We start from the raw sequence: 16,390 nt of genomic DNA, 5'->3' as shown, positions 1-16,390 counted from the left end.
TTACAGTAGTATTCAGAAAGGCTACGGCCACAGTTGGACCTCACGTCTGCTCCATTTATGGATATGTAGCGTGATGATTATTTTTTGACATTTAGGAGGCTTTTATCTTATGAACAAGACAGATCTGATCAACAATATTTCCAGCAAAAGCGGTTTGAGCAAACGTGACGTTGAAGCTGTATTGAATGGCGTACTTGGTGAAATTACAGATGCACTTGCGAGTGGCGACAAAGTACAACTGATCGGCTTTGGTACTTTCGAAACGCGCAAGCGTTCTAGCCGTACAGGCCGCAATCCACAAACCGGCAACACGATTGAAATTCCAGAATCGACCGTTCCTGCTTTTAAAGCCGGTAATAAGCTTAAAGAAGCCGTTAACTAATGCGTCTTGATAAATTCTTGAAAGTCTCGCGGCTGATTAAGCGTCGTACAGTAGCCAAGGACGTCTCTGAACAAGGGAGAGTGCTGGTGAATGGACGCGAAGCCAAGCCGAGCAGTGCGGTCAAAGTGGGCGATGAAATTACCGTCCAATTTGGCCAGAAGCTGGTGACCGTGCGAGTGGAACGGCTCGCCGACACTACACGCAAGGACGAGGCTGCAAGTATGTACACTTTGGTAAAGGAAGAGCCTATTGCCAGGGACAACGGTTTGAACTGGTAAGCAGACATCTGATTTTCTCATAACGTTGTACATAGAAGCATTCCTTCATATTTTATGAAGGGATGCTTTTTTCTTTTGGATAATGAGCTTTCGTCTAATATATGCTCGTGAATAACCAATGCGGTTCTAAATCATGCCCACCCCTTCATAAGCTAAGAACAGAAGGAGGGGTACATGCCATGATTGAACAAGGGAAGTCCAAGCACCATGATCTGCGCATGCAAAGCCGCAAGCAGCTCGACATTTCAGGCGTCAGCAATGTGGAGAGCTTTGACAGTGAAGAGTTTTTGCTTCAGACCGAGCTGGGCCATCTCACCATTCGCGGACAACATTTACATATCAAAAACCTCAGTCTGGAAGAGGGGCTGCTGTCCATTGAAGGTCTGATTATTTCCCTCGTCTACCTAGAGCCTGGGGCCCCGGCCAAAAACGGAAAAAGCCTATTCGGCAAGCTCTTCAAATGAACCCTTACACACAATGGCTGACATTGACGTGGATGCTATTGTCGGGCATAGCGATGGGAGTGGTATTTGACAGCTACCGGGTGCTGTCAATCCGCTTTCATTTTGCCCGTTGGAGTGTTCATATGTTGGACGTGCTGTATTGGGTGGCCTCGGCTTTGTTTATTTTCCGTGTGCTATACGCGAGTAATCGCGGTGAGCTGCGGTTTTATGTCTTTTTAGGACTACTTTTGGGGGTTTGGCTCTATTTTTGGGCCTTTAGTGTTACAACCCAACGTTTTGTGGTAATGTTAATAGAGATCGTTCGCAGACTGACGTTGATCGTGAACAGCATACTGCGCATCCTGATTGTTCTTCCGGTGTTAGCGCTGTATCGGCTGTTACGCAAGCTGGTCGGATGGACATGGGCACTTATTGTGTTCCTAGGAAGGATGCTGATATACATCCTGATGCCGGTTTGGAAGCCGATTCTTTGGTTGATCCGTCCGCTTATAGCGCGCTGGAAGACGCCAGATCCGCTCATAAAGCTAGGTATCAGACTGAAAAATACAGCAAAAAGATGGTTTGGAAGGGGGTAGTATCATGCGTAATTCGTCTGTAGATCGCCATTCATCTCCTACGTCCAAGTCCAATGCGGGCGGGCGCAGGCGAATCATGATTTGGTTGCTATCGCTTGCCGCCTTTGGTAGTTGGGCCATATTCACCTTTTTTTCTCAAGGCATGATCATGGCCGATCGAAGTGAACAGCTCACCCAGAAGGAAAAACAGAAGCAAGCTGCTACACAAACGGAACAACAGCTTCAAACCGAAGTGAATCGTCTCAAGGACCCTGAGTACATTGGAGAAATTGCTAGAAGCAAGTACGGTCTTTACAAACCGGAAGAGACGCCAATCATCGGAGATCAAAAATAGAGGCATTATCGGGCCAATGCTTAGTTGACCTTGGTTCCGCCATTTTGTATAATCAAATCACCACAGCGGGATTTTTTTGCAAAAAAATCGGTTGTATATTTTAAGGGAGGATCATTTTATTCTATGGCAATTGAAGTGGGCACCAAGTTAGAGGGCAAAGTGACAGGCATCACGCATTTTGGAGCATTTGTGGATTTGTCTGGAGGTGTCACGGGTCTCGTTCACATCTCGGAAATCGCCGATAATTATGTTAAGGATGTTAACGACCACCTGAAGATTAATGATGTTGTGACGGTGAAAGTCATTAATGTTGACAAAGATGGCAAAATCGGACTTTCCATTAAGCAAACGATTGATAAGCCGGCAAGTGAAGCCCGTCCCCCAAGAGCTCCAAGACCGGAGCGTACAGGAGGACCAGGCGGAGGAGACCGTTTTGGCGGCGGAGGTTCAGGTCCAAGTCAGGGACGCGGTGGTGGTTTCAACCGCGATCGTGGAGGCCGTTCTTTCAAGCCTGCACCGGGTAAACCTTCATTTGAGGATAAAATGTCACGCTTCCTGAAAGATAGTGAGGAACGCATTTCGTCGCTGAAAAAGAACACCGAAGGTAAACGCGGAGGACGCGGCGCGAAGCGTGTTTAATTCACTTTGACAACCGTATCAACCATACACGGAAAACCGTACAGTCGAAAGACTGCTACGGTTTTTTTGCGTTCTACCGACAAGAGATGCGACAAGCTGTGGCTGCGGGCAATACATTTGGGCGAAGGTGTACAGGCACATTTTTAAGATTAGTAGTTTCATGAAGAAGAGTAGAAGCATCGTACTGAAATGTTGGATGTTTTTTTTGTCGTGTGGGCATAATCGTCCGACAAACTCCAACGGTTTTCCGTCTATCTTCTGTGCAAATCGCTAGTCTGGGCATCAGGGTGGACGACATACAGAGGCCGTGCAAGGCGTGGAGTGATACAACTTCCATCTGCTTCCATACGGGCGCAGCTTGATGTACAGGGGGATGCTCTGTCCTTTCGCGCGGCACGTTTTTTTGTCGGAAATTTCTTGGAATAAGACGTGAGGTTCTGACAAACTTTCTCAATCGTTCCGGTTTAAGATGGGAACATCAAATTGATGAATGGGGTGCCTGACGCATGATGGAGAAATGGAACGTGGTACATTTTCCGGGGTTAAAATCTAGAAAGTCCAAATCCAAAGAGCGTACGGAAGGTTGGCCTTCCAGACTCAAGAAACGGCTCGATTCACATAAAATGGTGCAATGGGTAACCGCGCAAAGATGGATGCTGCTATTGTCAGCTATGGGAGTTCTACTGGGACGCGCCACGATTTTGGACGAGCTTTCTCCTTTTGCCCTCGCTTATTTTGCGGTCATTACGTTCCTTCGGCGTGATCTAATGCTGCCTGTAGCTGTATCCGTTGTGCTAGGCAGCCTGTTAGCTCCTTATCCATCGTTGTTCATGATTGGTGGTGAGCTAATCGTATTTTATCTCCTGTATCGCGGGCTACGTACCTTCGATCGTCTGGAATTATCCTATGCCCCGCTTATGGTCTTCTTGTCTGTGTTTATGGTCAATTTATTTAACGCCGTGATGGCTCCGGCTTTTACATGGTATGAGCTTGTCATTGTGGGAACGGATGCGGTGCTCAGTTTTATGCTTACATTGGTGTTCACACAGGCCATACCGCTGTTTACGTACCGCAAGAAGGCAAGCCAATTGAAAAACGAAGAAATTTTGTGTCTGATTATTCTATTAGCCTCTGTGATGACGGGAGCAGTAGGATGGACCGTTCATTCACTGTCTGTCGATCATGTGCTTTCACGATATTTGGTCTTGGTGTTTGCTTTGGTGGGAGGTGCTTCGTTGGGTGCTTCGGTCGGTGTGATTACCGGTTTAATTTTAAGCCTGGCCAATATGTCCGCAATTGTGCAGATGAGTCTACTTGCTTTTGCAGGTTTGCTGGCAGGAATGCTGCGTGAAGGGAGAAAAGGTGCAGTGGCCCTTGGCATGCTGTTGGGCTCCTCCATTTTGACGATCTATTTGGATGGGACTGGGGACGTGTTGACATCAACTTGGGAGAGCTGCGCGGCAATTCTATTATTTTTAATGACTCCAAAAAGTTTCTTTAAAGCGGTTTCTACCTATGTCCCTGGTACGCAGGATCACGCCAAGTCCCAGCATGAATATGCCAAAAGAGTTCGTGATCTCACTGCCGAGCGGGTGACGAAATTTTCCCGTGTATTCAGCCAGCTATCGCGCAGCTTCCATCAGATATCTGCGAGTGAGGGAGCAAAACCGGACGGAGAAATGGAACACTTTATGAATGCGGTGGCGGAAGGAACCTGTGCCTCTTGCTTTAAGTGCGAGCAGTGCTGGGACGGCAAGTTTATGCAAACCCATCAGTATATGACGGAAATGATGAGCGCCATTGAGGATAATCCTGATTTGGAGCCGGAGCAGATGCCGCCACAATGGAGCAAGGCATGTGCCAAGACGGGCGCTGTCCTGCAGGTAATGAAGCAGCAGTATAGTCTCTACCAACATAATATGCAGTGGAAGCGCCAAGTATACGATAGTCGTCAGCTTGTTGCTGACCAGCTATCCGGTGTATCGCAAATTATGGAGGATTTAGCGCGGGAAATTCAGCGAGAAGGGCAGACCATGCATCGGCAGGAAGAGCAAATCCGAGAGGCTCTTGATCGACTCGGCTTGTCCATTCAATCCATTGAGATTATTAGCCTGGATGCAGGTCAGGTTGAAATAGAGATTGTCCATGCCTATACAAGGGGATTTGATGAATGTCGGAAAATCATTGCTCCACTGCTGTCGGACATACTGGACGAGCATATAGCTGTCATGCGCGAAACGGCGGCAGATCGCCGCCAAGGCTTGGCTACAGTCATGTTCGGCTCTGCTAAAACGTATGAGATTGCTACAGGAGTAGCTAGTGCGGCCAAAGGAGGCGATTTCTTCTCAGGAGACAGTTACAGCATGATGGAGTTAGGGAATGGGACTTTCGCAGTCTCTTTAAGTGACGGTATGGGGAACGGAGAGCGTGCGCAGCAAGAGAGCAGTGCAGCACTTAACATTTTGGAAGAACTACTGCAATCAGGTATGGACGAAAAATTAGCGATCAAGTCGGTTAACTCTGTCCTGATGCTCCGATCACCTGAGGAAATGTATGCTACGGTGGATATGGCGCTGATTGATCAGTATACGGCTCGGACAACCTTTATGAAGATTGGATCTACACCAAGCTTTATTAAAAGGGGGGAGGAGGTCATTCCCGTATCTGCCAGCAATTTACCGATTGGCATTATACAGGATATCGAAGTTGATTTGGTGTCGTTGCAGCTCCAGCCAGGAGATATTCTCATTATGATAACAGACGGTATATACGATTCACCGGGTTATGCAGTCAATAAAGAAATATGGATGAAACGCATGATTCAAGAGATTGAAAGTGAGGACCCGCAGGAACTGGCCGACTGTTTGCTAGAACGGGTTATTCGATATCAACAAAATCAAATCTATGATGATATGACTGTAGTTGTTAGTAAAATAGATCACTTTCGCCCAGAGTGGGCCACCCTTCATGTACCTGGCATGAGGTGGTTGGAACGTCCGCGGACGGTGAGCTAGACTCACATTGCCCGGGAAATTGCTTATTCATTTTTAAAAATCTGCATCCTTCGTTTGAATCGTTCCGGATTAGGCAAAGATAGAATCTATCGGAATAGATTAAGAGGAAGCGGAGGTCAAAAAGCGATGAAGCAAATTTTGATCATTACAGATGGATGCTCTAACGTAGGGGTTAGCCCAGTGATGGCGGCTGCCCAAGCTTTACGTGAGGGAATTACAGTGAACGTCGCCGGAGTCATAGATTATGGAACTATCGGCGAGCTTGGGAGCGCAGAGATTCAGGAAATTGCTAAAGCAGGGGGAGGGTTTAGCCAAATCGTCGGTACGAAGCAGTTGGCGCAAACCATGCAAATGATGACGCGCAAAACAGTGGTTCAAACGATTCAGCAGGCGGTTAATAGAGAGTTAACGCACATTTTGGGTGAGGGCGGCGCCCGGCATATCGGTGAACTGCCTCCGGCCAAACGAGCCCAGGTAGTTGAGGTAATGGATGAACTGACAGAAACAAGCCCTCTGGAAATTGCCTTACTCATTGATGCAAGTGCAAGCATGAAGCCTAAGCTGCCTGCTGTAGAGGATAGTATCCGCGATTTGCTGCTCAGTTTACAGTCCAGAAGCGGACTCAGCCGTATATCTGTATTTCATTTTCCGGGTGGACGAATGGGAGAAGACGCAGTCATGGATATCGGGTGGACCTCTGAGCTAGACCAGATCAAATCGATATTCGGACGCTTGCGGATGAAAGGAGCGACACCGACAGGACCAGCCATTTTACAAGTGATTGATTATTACCGATATGTTACACTAGGGGAACAGAAAGATCTGGAAGAATCCTATGGCAAAGGAGAAGGGATGCTCGGTGACTACGTCGTCTGATCCCGTTCTTGCACCCGGAACGGTCATCAAGGGCAAGTGGAAGCGGAGTAGCTATGTCATCCAGCGCTTGCTGGGCCGGGGAGCGAACGGAACTGTATATTTGGTAAAAGAAGCACAGGCCGATCGGCAATTTGCTCTCAAAATGGGAAAGAACACGCTTGATCTGCAATCGGAGATTAATGTGCTGACCACATTACAGTCTCAAGGGACTCAGGCTGCCCTCCAGCGGAATGGGAATCCTTCCTTCTTGTTTGAAGTGGATGATGTAGTGTTACGCAATGGGGAGATCCCCTTTTATGTTATGCGATACGTTAAAGGAGATCCGCTTCATAAATTTGTGGCAGCCAAAGGGTCTGAATGGTATGGTGTGGCTGGGACTGGCATACTGAATCGTCTGGCCGATCTCCATCAGGCAGGATGGGTGTTTGGCGACCTGAAGCCTCAAAATATATTGGTCAATGCCTATGGAGAGGCTGAGTTGATTGATTATGGTGGCGTGTCCCTTGCAGGTCGGAGTGTTAAACAATTTACAGAATGGTACGATAGGGGATTTTGGAATGCTGGTAGCCGAAATGCTGATCCCCAGTATGATCTGTTTGCCTTTGCTCTTTTAACGGTTCATATTTTGGAGAGCGAATCGTTAAAGGCGGCTGCGAGTAGGCTGCCGCAGCTACGTAATACGGCAGAATTGACAGTCATTATTCGTCGCAGTCGTGTATTACGCCCCTACGCCGAATGGCTGCTGGGTGCAGTACGTGGCGAATACTCCGATACTCGTGCAGCGGCCCGAGCTTGGTCGCGTCTGGCTTCCGCGCATGTCAGGCAATCATCTGTCAAAAGAGGAAATCCACGCTGGTTGGGATATGCTTTCACGGTATCGCTTTTGCTGCTTGCTGGAGCGCTCTGGATTGCGTTAAGGTAGCAGCATGACTTACATAAGATAACATAGGATCATCATTTTTACGGTCGGGAGAAAAGAGGGTCGTGAATGGGAACAACAAAACCGACCGGTGTTGTACAGGAAGTGCTCGCTTTGGCGCGGGAACATTCCCTGTGGAGCCCCGGAGACCGCATTGTGGTTGCTGTATCCGGTGGACCGGATTCGGTGGCCCTTTTGCACATTTTACATGAAATATCCGTTATACATATGCCATTACAACTTGTCTGCGCTCATGTTCATCATGGCTTCAGGCCAGAGGAATCGGATGCGGAGGCTGAAGAGGTACGCAATATTGCCCGAAAGCTCAAGCTTCCATTTGAAATGATCCGGGTTGATGCACCCGCTTATATAAAGGAGAGCGGCAAGGGTCCACAGGAAGCGGCCCGTGAGCTACGGTACAGCTTTTTACATGATACGGCTACGAAGTGGGAGGCACAGCATATTGCTATGGCTCACCATGGCGATGATCAAGCGGAAACAGTCCTCTTGCACTTGCTGCGCGGTAGCGGACCGGCGGGTTTGGCGGGTATGCGTTTGGCACGCACCGAAAAAAATGTGCAACTCATTCGCCCGCTGCTTCGTATGTACAAGGCTGACTTGATTGAGTATTGTAACTTTTATGGTCTTTCCTATGTGACAGACAGCACTAATTTATCGACCAAATACCGTCGTAATGCCATCCGCATGGATGTGCTTCCTTTTTTGGGGCAATATAATGAGCAACTGACACCGTCCCTGAACCGGCTGGCCGAAACGATGGCTGACGAAAATGATTTTATGGAGGCAGCTACACTGTCGGTATACGAGAAAATGGTGCATTTCAATAATGGCAGGTACATGTTTTCCATCGCATCATACCGTAAGCTATCCGTTGCTTTACAACGGAGGTTGATTAAACTAATATTAAATTATCTGCCTTCGGACAGTGGAAATTTTGATTTTCGTAAAATTGAGACCGTTCGACTAAGACTTCTCCAGGAGACAACTTCTACATGGAGCTTGGACTTGGGCGGCGGTGCGGTTGGAGTCCGCGAATATGACCAGGCGGTTTTGTTTGACCGTACGCAAGTCGTTATGGGTGAATGGAGCTATGGACTGAGCGTATTGCCTATTTCCGGTGAGCTTGAGTTGCCTGAAGCGGGTGGTATACTCCAGTGGCAAAGAGCTTCCTATTTGGATGGACAACATCCGGCGAATGAGGAAGAAGCATGGTTCGACGCAGATGAATTGACTCTGCCGTTGACTGTACGCTCGCGATTACCTGGAGATACCATGTATGTAATGGGATTAAACGGAAGAAAAAAGGTTAAAGATATTTTTATTGATGAAAAAATACCTCCTTCAATGCGTTCCGTTATTCCCATCGTCTGCGACCATTCTGGAGTTGTTCTCTGGATTCCGGGCGTACGACGTTCTGTACATGCTGCGGTGCAAAAGCACACGTCTTCGGTTATATATATGTCATGGCAAAGACGAGAGAGTCCGGGGCACCGGTAATTGCGCAGGAACGGCTTTCATAGTATAAACTTAGGAGGTTTACACCGTTGCAAAATGATATTCAGGAAGTATTGATCAGTGAAGAAGAAATTCAGAGTAAAATCAAGGAATTAGGCGCACAGCTTAGCGTGAAATATGAAGGGAAAAACCCATTGGTGATTTGCGTGCTGAAGGGTGCGTTTATCTTTATGGCCGATTTGGTTAAATCCATTACAGTGCCGTTGGAACTTGATTTCATGGCTGTATCTAGTTATGGAGTATCCACCAAATCATCAGGTGTCGTTAAAATCATCAAAGATTTGGACGCTTCCGTAGAAGGACGCGATGTTCTGATTGTCGAAGATATTATCGACAGTGGTCTGACACTGACACATTTAATTGAATTGCTTAAAAATCGTAATGCCAATTCGGTATGTGTCGTAACTTTGTTCGACAAGCCTGCACGCCGGACAGTTAATCTTGAAGCTGATTACACTGGATTTACACTTCCGGATGCGTTTGTTGTCGGCTATGGTCTGGACTATGCCGAGCACTACCGGAACCTCCCATACATAGGGATTTTGAAGCCGGAAATCTACACCAGCTAATCTCAGCCTCCAGTCCTAGGACTAAATAGGGTCCTTTGTTGAGAAGGGCTTACAGGCTATGGTAAAATAACTTAAGTGTCTCGAGAGGAGGTAGGGGATGAATCGGTTCATCCGGAATTCTGGTTTTTATTTGATTCTTTTTTTAGTTGTGGTGGGTATCGTTCAGTTTGTTAGCAACAGTAACGAAGCCTCCGATCTCCCTAGATATGACCAATTACGGCAAGAGGTTAAAGCTAATAACATCTCTAAAGTAACGGTCCAATTTGACGGTTACGCCTATCTTGTAACCGGTGCATATAAGAAGCAGCCGGCTAATGCTAAATCAACCAATTTTTCCGTATACGTTCCGCCAACGGATCAAGCACTAAGTGAACTGGTGAATGCCAGCGAAACGAACGGGTTTGAATACGTACAGAAGAAAATGGAAGGCGAAAGCATTTGGCTGACATTTTTGACTTCTATCATTCCTTTGGTGATCATGTTCCTGTTGTTCTTCTTCCTGTTTAATCAGGCACAGGGCGGTGGCGGCAAAGTAATGAACTTCGGCAAGAGCAAAGCCCGTCTGTATAACGAAGAGAAGAAGAAAGTTACCTTCGAAGACGTAGCAGGGGCTGACGAAGAGAAGCAGGAGCTTGTCGAAGTCGTAGAATTCTTGAAGGACCCACGTAAGTTCGCAGCCGTGGGCGCTCGTATTCCAAAAGGTGTTCTGTTAGTGGGCCCTCCAGGTACGGGTAAAACACTCTTGGCGAGAGCTGTTGCAGGCGAGGCCGGAGTGCCGTTTTTCAGTATCTCAGGTTCTGATTTTGTAGAAATGTTCGTCGGGGTCGGTGCTTCCCGTGTTCGTGACTTGTTCGAGAATGCGAAGAAGAACGCTCCTTGTATCATTTTTATTGATGAAATTGATGCCGTTGGACGTCAACGTGGTGCCGGATTGGGTGGCGGACATGATGAACGTGAGCAAACGCTCAACCAATTGCTCGTAGAAATGGATGGATTCGGTGCAAACGAAGGCATCATCATCGTTGCTGCTACTAACCGTCCGGATATTCTAGATCCGGCCTTGCTTCGTCCAGGGCGTTTTGACCGTCAAATTACGGTTGACCGTCCAGATGTTAAAGGTCGCGAAGCAGTATTGCATGTACATGCACGCAACAAACCATTAACGAAGGATGTTAAATTGGACGTCATTGCGAAACGTACAACAGGCTTTACGGGCGCTGATCTGGAAAACTTGTTGAACGAAGCTGCCTTGCTGGCCGCTCGTCGCAACCGTAGAGATATTTCGATGCGAGAAGTAGACGAAGCTATCGACCGCGTGATCGTAGGTACTGAAAAACGCAGCCGCGTAATCAGTGACCGCGAGAAACGGATTGTTGCTTATCATGAAGCAGGGCATACGATTATCGGTTACTTCCTGGAGAATGCCGATATGGTCCACAAGGTAACCATTATTCCACGTGGACGTGCAGGCGGATATGTCATCATGCTTCCGAAGGAAGACCGCATGCTGACAACCAAGCAGGAATTGCTGGACAAAATCACTGGATTGTTGGGTGGACGTGTTTCCGAGGAGCTGTTTATTGGTGAGATCGGAACAGGGGCTTATAGTGACTTCCAACAAGCGACAGGCATTGCGCGTAGCATGATCGTGGAATACGGTATGAGTGAGAAGCTCGGCCCGATGCAGTTCGGAACTTCCCAAGGTCAAGTATTCCTTGGACGTGATATCGGTCATGAGCAAAACTACAGTGATCAGATCGCTTATGAGATTGACCAGGAGATGAATCGCTTCATCACTGACTCCTATGAGCGTGCTAGAGAACTCTTGACGAAGTATTCGAAAGAGGTTCATTTGATCGCTCAAACCTTGTTGGAAGAAGAAACTCTGGAGCTTGAACAAATCAAACGTTTGATCGAGACAGGTTCTTTGAACGGCAATACGAATGAGGGAGAAGGAACACCGGAAAACGGTGAGCCTGTGATCGACAACATCGGTGATGTTCGTGTACGTATTCAAGGTAAGGATGACGAGCCTAAGAATACAACAGATCAACCGAACGATATCCCTAATCTGCAAAAACCAGAGGATGATAACAATTCAGGCAATTCCGGCGGTACTCCACCGACAACAACCTGATTATCTGGTGGATAGTTGAATAAGCATATATGTAAGCTTCGGGGAACCAGATCCTATTGGTTTCCCGAAGCTTTTTTAAATGTGGAAGATTATTGCTGACGTGATTTGACAGACACAGGAACGTTGTGTACATTTATTGTTAAATAAACGGCTGTCGCCTTCCTAGCTTAAAAGGCCAACAGCCGCTGCAATCGACTTACTATCATTTTGAACATATCCGTGAGCGCATACTGTACGATCTATGGTGTGCGCTATTCTTCTGTGAAATCAGGTGAAAGGCATGATTCCAAGATATCTAGTTGATTTTGATGTAGCGGAATTGACCCAATACGAAGCCGACGTCTTAATCATCGGCTCCGGTATTGCGGGCTTATATACAGCGATTAAGGCTGCGGAGAATCGGAAAGTGTTGCTGATTACCAAGAAAACTTTAATGGAAAGCAACACACGTTATGCTCAAGGCGGCATTGCTGCTGTCACATCGGACGAGGATACACCGGCTTATCATATGCAAGACACTCTGATTGCTGGTGCAGGTCTGTGTGAACCCGAGGCGGTCAGAACGCTTGTTCATGAAGGCCCAGAAGGTATTAAAGAGTTAATACGATTGGGGACAGCCTTTGACCGTGTGGATGGTGAACTAGCGCTAACCCGAGAGGGGGCGCATAGTCATCGTCGCATTTTGCATGCAAATGGAGATGCCACCGGTTATGAAATCGTGCGTGCCTTGTCACAGCAGGTTGTCGCCCATCCCGGTATTCAGGTGTGGGAAGAGTGCATGGTCATTGACCTGCTGACTGAGCATGGTGAGTGTATTGGGGCCCTCGTTCAAATGCCAGATGGAGAAAGGTCGTATATCACTGCCAATGCAACCATTTTGTGCTCAGGAGGTAGCGGGCAATTATACCGTTACACGACTAACCCGGATATCGCAACTGGGGACGGTATTGCTATGGCTTATCGTGCGGGGGCAGTTGTACGGGATATGGAATTCGTACAGTTTCATCCTACGGCGTTGTGCCATCCGGGCGCTCCAAGGTTTCTAATTTCCGAAGCCGTACGGGGAGAAGGGGCCGTGTTACGCAACATTCATGGAGAACGCTTCATGGACAAGTACGATTCCCGGCAGGAGCTTGCACCCAGAGATATCGTAGCTCGTGCGATCATCCATGAGATGGAACGCACTCAGTCTACGTTTGTATACCTGGATATTACACACGAGCCGCCTGAGCGGGTAAAGCAACGTTTTCCAACGATTTATCGGACATGTCTGTCATATGGGTTGGATATGACGACAGGCTGGATTCCTATTGCTCCTGCTGCCCATTATATGATGGGTGGTATCCAGACTAATCTATACGGGGAAAGCTCCGTTAGGCGTTTGTTCGCTTGTGGAGAGACTTCTTCCACAGGTGTTCACGGTGCTAATCGTCTGGCGAGCAATTCGCTATCTGAAGCTATTGTGTTCGCCAGTAGGATTATCGAGCGGCTGCATTCATTGCCACCGCTGGTCGGCCATACTTTGATATCTTACAGTGATAACCGTGCAGAGTTCCAGGCTTCATCCGTCGTGGGACAGCGACATAAGCTGCAAGAAACGATGGTTCATTATGCTGGAGTTCGTCGGCATAGTGAAGGGCTGCAAGCAGCTTTAGAAGAGCTACACGGGCTAGTGCCTGTTTTTCAGGCTGTGATCACCAGCCGGGAAGAGATCGAATTTGCCAATTTGCTCACCTGTGCTTTATTAGTAGCAGATGGTGCGTTGCTGCGTGAGGAGAGCCGGGGAGCACACTATCGTGAGGACTTCCCTGAGACAGATGATCGCATGTGGCGAAAGCATGTCCAGCAGAGACGTGAGCAAGGCATAACGGAGGAGAGCGTTCATGACATCTAACAGCGAGCTTTATGGAGAGTTTAGCGGATATCAGGAAGAACTGACGGCACAAATTCGCAGCTGGCTGCGAGAAGATACAGGTTCTGGCGATGTGACCACACGTTGGACGATTGAGCCGGGTCACCAATCCAAGGCTGTCATTCATGCCAAAGAGAGCGGCGTGATTGCGGGTTTACCTGTGGCTGAACTTGTATTTCGAGTAGTGGACCCTTCCTTGTCGTTCACTCCGTTGGTGACCGATGGCCAATGGATTGAAAAGGGGAGCGTTTTGGCAGAAGTGAATGGGAGTACTCATGCGATTTTGACTGGGGAGCGATTGGCATTAAATTTACTTCAGCGGATGTCCGGTATTGCAACGCGGACGCGGACTTTTATAGATCAACTGCATGGACTTTCCACGCGCTTGGTGGACACACGTAAAACAACGCCAGGACATCGACTGTTAGAGAAGTATGCTGTGCGTGTAGGTGGCGGCTCGAATCATCGCTTTGGTCTGTACGATGCGGTTATGATTAAGGATAATCATATTAAGGGCGCGGGTGGGATTGCACAGGCGGTCAGCCGAGCGCGCGCGCATATACCGCATACAATGACGATCGAAGTAGAGACGGAAAACATGACGCAAGTCCGGGAAGCTCTGGAGGCTGGGGCGGATATTATTATGCTGGATAACATGTCCGTCCCAGATATGAAGGAAGCCGTTCGCTTCATTCGTGAACAGGCCCGACACGTCAAAACAGAAGCCTCAGGCAATGTATCGTTGGATACAGTGCGTGAGATGGCTGAGAGCGGCGTAGATGTGATTTCTGTAGGCAGGCTGACATACTCTTTTCATAACCTGGATATCAGCCTTGACCTTAACGCTAAGAAAGATAGGTGACACCGATTGATTCTTGTAGTGGATGTAGGTAATACCAATATTGTTCTAGGAATGTATGAAGGGCGCGAGCTGTTGCACCACTACCGGATCAGCACCTCCAGACAGGCAACAGCGGATGAATACGGCGTACTCATACATAATCTTTTTAGTATGGGCGGCGTATTAAAGGCTGACATTCAGGGAGTTATTATTTCCTCTGTCGTTCCGCCGTTGGTCCGTGTATTAGAGGAAATGTGCGATAAATATATAGGCAAAACGCCGTTAATCGTCGGACCGGGAATCAAGACCGGTCTTAACCTGCGTTACGAGAATCCGCGTGAAGTAGGTGCGGATCGGATCGTGAACGCTGTTGCGGCTGTAGAACGGTTCGGCGGACCTCTCGTTGTGGTGGATTTTGGAACGGCGACGACGTTTGATTGTATTGACGATAAGGGAAACTATCTGGGTGGAGTCATTGTGCCGGGTATCGGCATTTCGACAGAGGCACTGTATCAACGGGCTTCCAAGCTCCCTCGTATCGAGTTGGAGAAACCCAAAAAGGTTATTGGTCGGAATACGGTCCATGCCATGCAAGCCGGGATTATTTTCGGTTACGCTGGGCAAGTGGATGGCATTGTGAGGCGCATTAAGGAAGAAATGCAAGCGGAACCTACAGTTATTGCTACCGGAGGTCTTGCAGAGCTAATCGCATCAGAGACAGAGAGCATTCAGAAAGTGTTGCCGATGTTGACGCTCGAAGGATTACGCATCATTTACCAACGTAACGCCGAATAAAAAGTGGATATAAGTTGCCGCTGAGTCAAGCCGATGATCTTATCGGTTTGGATTAGCGGCGTTTTTCGTCTATACTGAAATATGTTACGTTTTTGAACAATTCGGTGATCTGTTAAGGCAGGTTGTTTATATAGTGGGAAATGATGTTTCAAGGATGAGGAAATACTAACGAAAATAAGCAGCATGGCTGCCTTGGATAATAGGGGAGGATATCAATATGGAAAATAAGAAGGATCGACTTATTCGTGGCACAGCCATGGATGGAAGGGTTAGAGCCTTTGCGGTTCGGACAACTCAATTGGTAGAGGAATTGCGGAGAAGACATGATACTTATCCTACAGCAACTGCTGCTTTGGGACGAACTCTCACAGCAGGTGCAATTATGGGTTCCATGCTCAAAGGCAAAGAAAGACTGACCATTCAAGTCAAAGGTGATGGGCCGATTGGTCAAATCGTCGTGGATGCCAATGCTGTAGGGGAAGTGCGAGGGTATGTTACTGAGCCCCATGTGCATTTGCCAAGCAATAGTATGGACAAACTGGATGTAGCGGGTGCAGTAGGTACAGAGGGATTTATTCATATCATCAAGGATTTGGGATTAAAAGAGCCGTACCGCGGTAGTATCCCGATTATTTCAGGTGAACTTGGTGAAGACTTTACCTATTATTTTGCCAAATCCGAACAGACTCCGTCAGCGGTGGGTTTGGGTGTGCTGGTAGATACGGATAACTCCGTTATAGTGGCCGGCGGGTTTATTATTCAGTTGCTTCCAGGCCTGAATGATGATGAGATTACTGCTATCGAAAATGCAGTCGGCTCAGTTCCACCCGTTACCGCTCTGTTGGATCAAGGGCTAGAGCTTGACGAAATGCTGCGTTGGATGCTGCCGGACGTTCGAATCCTTGATGAAATGGATATCCATTTTCAATGTGAGTGCTCACGCGAGCGCGTAGAAAAAACATTGATCAGTCTGGGAGAAAGTGAATTGAAGCAATTGATTGAGGAAGAAGGACAGGCTGAGGTCGTGTGTCACTTTTGTAACGAGGCTTATCAGTTTAATAAGGATGAATTGCAAAATCTGTTAGATCAAGCCAAGGCCTAACCGGATAGGCGGTGTAA

Annotated in this window: 16 protein-coding genes; all 16 read left to right on the top strand. The window is 47.8% G+C overall.

Annotated features, from left to right (window positions below):
• Window positions 1-109 precede the first annotated feature (109 nt).
• The 16 genes from ACXHJ1_RS06515 to hslO all read left to right on the top strand — a co-directional run bounded on the left by ACXHJ1_RS06515 (window position 110) and on the right by hslO (window position 16,373).
• A complete protein-coding gene (locus tag ACXHJ1_RS06515) occupies window positions 110-382 on the top strand; it encodes an HU family DNA-binding protein (protein WP_007428028.1) in 273 nt (90 codons plus the stop codon).
• A complete protein-coding gene (locus ACXHJ1_RS06510) occupies window positions 382-660 on the top strand; it encodes an RNA-binding S4 domain-containing protein (RefSeq protein ID WP_016818913.1) in 279 nt (92 codons plus the stop codon). Before ACXHJ1_RS06515 ends, ACXHJ1_RS06510 begins: the two co-directional genes overlap by 1 nt.
• 179 nt (window positions 661-839) lie before the next feature.
• Window positions 840-1,124, top strand: coding sequence for a sporulation protein YabP (gene yabP, locus ACXHJ1_RS06505; RefSeq protein ID WP_107735125.1), 285 nt, complete (start codon window positions 840-842; stop codon window positions 1,122-1,124).
• Window positions 1,121-1,699, top strand: a complete 579-nt coding sequence (yabQ, locus tag ACXHJ1_RS06500) for a spore cortex biosynthesis protein YabQ (RefSeq protein ID WP_016818912.1) — start codon at window positions 1,121-1,123, stop codon at window positions 1,697-1,699. The genes yabP and yabQ overlap by 4 nt, the downstream gene beginning before the upstream one ends.
• Window positions 1,700-1,703: 4 nt before the next feature.
• Entirely contained in the window at window positions 1,704-2,033 is a 330-nt protein-coding gene (locus tag ACXHJ1_RS06495) for an FtsB family cell division protein (RefSeq protein WP_013368687.1), read from the top strand.
• Between the two features lie 123 nt (window positions 2,034-2,156).
• Window positions 2,157-2,672: a S1 domain-containing RNA-binding protein gene (locus tag ACXHJ1_RS06490; protein WP_013368688.1), complete on the top strand. Its 516-nt coding sequence runs from the start codon at window positions 2,157-2,159 to the stop codon at window positions 2,670-2,672.
• Window positions 2,673-3,178: 506 nt separating this feature from the next.
• Window positions 3,179-5,686: a stage II sporulation protein E gene (gene spoIIE / locus ACXHJ1_RS06485; protein WP_019685739.1), complete on the top strand. Its 2,508-nt coding sequence runs from the start codon at window positions 3,179-3,181 to the stop codon at window positions 5,684-5,686.
• Window positions 5,687-5,812: 126 nt separating this feature from the next.
• Window positions 5,813-6,562, top strand: a complete 750-nt coding sequence (locus ACXHJ1_RS06480; protein ID WP_016818910.1) for a vWA domain-containing protein — start codon at window positions 5,813-5,815, stop codon at window positions 6,560-6,562.
• A complete protein-coding gene (locus ACXHJ1_RS06475; protein WP_016818909.1) occupies window positions 6,546-7,484 on the top strand; it encodes a protein kinase domain-containing protein in 939 nt (312 codons plus the stop codon). Before ACXHJ1_RS06480 ends, ACXHJ1_RS06475 begins: the two co-directional genes overlap by 17 nt.
• A gap of 66 nt (window positions 7,485-7,550) precedes the next feature.
• The gene (tilS, locus tag ACXHJ1_RS06470; RefSeq protein ID WP_107735124.1) at window positions 7,551-8,999 is read left to right on the top strand and encodes a tRNA lysidine(34) synthetase TilS; all 1,449 of its coding nucleotides are present in this window, start codon (window positions 7,551-7,553) and stop codon (window positions 8,997-8,999) included.
• A 47-nt stretch (window positions 9,000-9,046) separates the two neighbouring features.
• Window positions 9,047-9,586: a hypoxanthine phosphoribosyltransferase gene (gene hpt, locus ACXHJ1_RS06465; protein WP_013368693.1), complete on the top strand. Its 540-nt coding sequence runs from the start codon at window positions 9,047-9,049 to the stop codon at window positions 9,584-9,586.
• Between the two features lie 97 nt (window positions 9,587-9,683).
• Window positions 9,684-11,723 carry an ATP-dependent zinc metalloprotease FtsH gene (ftsH, locus tag ACXHJ1_RS06460; protein ID WP_017427052.1) on the top strand — a complete coding sequence of 680 codons (2,040 nt, stop codon included), beginning with the start codon at window positions 9,684-9,686 and terminating at the stop codon, window positions 11,721-11,723.
• A gap of 280 nt (window positions 11,724-12,003) precedes the next feature.
• Window positions 12,004-13,617: an L-aspartate oxidase gene (nadB, locus tag ACXHJ1_RS06455; protein ID WP_090891342.1), complete on the top strand. Its 1,614-nt coding sequence runs from the start codon at window positions 12,004-12,006 to the stop codon at window positions 13,615-13,617.
• Window positions 13,607-14,497 carry a carboxylating nicotinate-nucleotide diphosphorylase gene (gene nadC / locus ACXHJ1_RS06450; protein ID WP_457905812.1) on the top strand — a complete coding sequence of 297 codons (891 nt, stop codon included), beginning with the start codon at window positions 13,607-13,609 and terminating at the stop codon, window positions 14,495-14,497. The genes nadB and nadC overlap by 11 nt, the downstream gene beginning before the upstream one ends.
• A gap of 6 nt (window positions 14,498-14,503) precedes the next feature.
• Window positions 14,504-15,271, top strand: a complete 768-nt coding sequence (locus ACXHJ1_RS06445) for a type III pantothenate kinase (RefSeq protein WP_430187154.1) — start codon at window positions 14,504-14,506, stop codon at window positions 15,269-15,271.
• A 217-nt stretch (window positions 15,272-15,488) separates the two neighbouring features.
• Window positions 15,489-16,373, top strand: a complete 885-nt coding sequence (gene hslO, locus ACXHJ1_RS06440) for an Hsp33 family molecular chaperone HslO (protein WP_457905811.1) — start codon at window positions 15,489-15,491, stop codon at window positions 16,371-16,373.
• Window positions 16,374-16,390 lie beyond the last annotated feature (17 nt).

It is taken from the genome of Paenibacillus sp. ALE2 (assembly GCF_054113385.1).
This window is presented reverse-complemented; position numbering and strand designations above follow the sequence as displayed.

Excerpts from the sequence above, each read along its gene's own strand:
- ACXHJ1_RS06515 (WP_007428028.1), top strand. The coding sequence starts at position 110 with ATGAACAAGACAGATCTGATCAACAATATTTCCAGCAAAAGCGGTTTG.
- ACXHJ1_RS06510 (WP_016818913.1), top strand. The coding sequence starts at position 382 with ATGCGTCTTGATAAATTCTTGAAAGTCTCGCGGCTGATTAAGCGTCGT.
- yabP (WP_107735125.1), top strand. The coding sequence starts at position 840 with ATGATTGAACAAGGGAAGTCCAAGCACCATGATCTGCGCATGCAAAGC.
- yabQ (WP_016818912.1), top strand. The coding sequence starts at position 1,121 with ATGAACCCTTACACACAATGGCTGACATTGACGTGGATGCTATTGTCG.
- ACXHJ1_RS06495 (WP_013368687.1), top strand. The coding sequence starts at position 1,704 with ATGCGTAATTCGTCTGTAGATCGCCATTCATCTCCTACGTCCAAGTCC.
- ACXHJ1_RS06490 (WP_013368688.1), top strand. The coding sequence starts at position 2,157 with ATGGCAATTGAAGTGGGCACCAAGTTAGAGGGCAAAGTGACAGGCATC.
- spoIIE (WP_019685739.1), top strand. The coding sequence starts at position 3,179 with ATGATGGAGAAATGGAACGTGGTACATTTTCCGGGGTTAAAATCTAGA.
- ACXHJ1_RS06480 (WP_016818910.1), top strand. The coding sequence starts at position 5,813 with ATGAAGCAAATTTTGATCATTACAGATGGATGCTCTAACGTAGGGGTT.
- tilS (WP_107735124.1), top strand. The coding sequence starts at position 7,551 with ATGGGAACAACAAAACCGACCGGTGTTGTACAGGAAGTGCTCGCTTTG.
- ftsH (WP_017427052.1), top strand. The coding sequence starts at position 9,684 with ATGAATCGGTTCATCCGGAATTCTGGTTTTTATTTGATTCTTTTTTTA.
- nadB (WP_090891342.1), top strand. The coding sequence starts at position 12,004 with ATGATTCCAAGATATCTAGTTGATTTTGATGTAGCGGAATTGACCCAA.
- nadC (WP_457905812.1), top strand. The coding sequence starts at position 13,607 with ATGACATCTAACAGCGAGCTTTATGGAGAGTTTAGCGGATATCAGGAA.
- hslO (WP_457905811.1), top strand. The coding sequence starts at position 15,489 with ATGGAAAATAAGAAGGATCGACTTATTCGTGGCACAGCCATGGATGGA.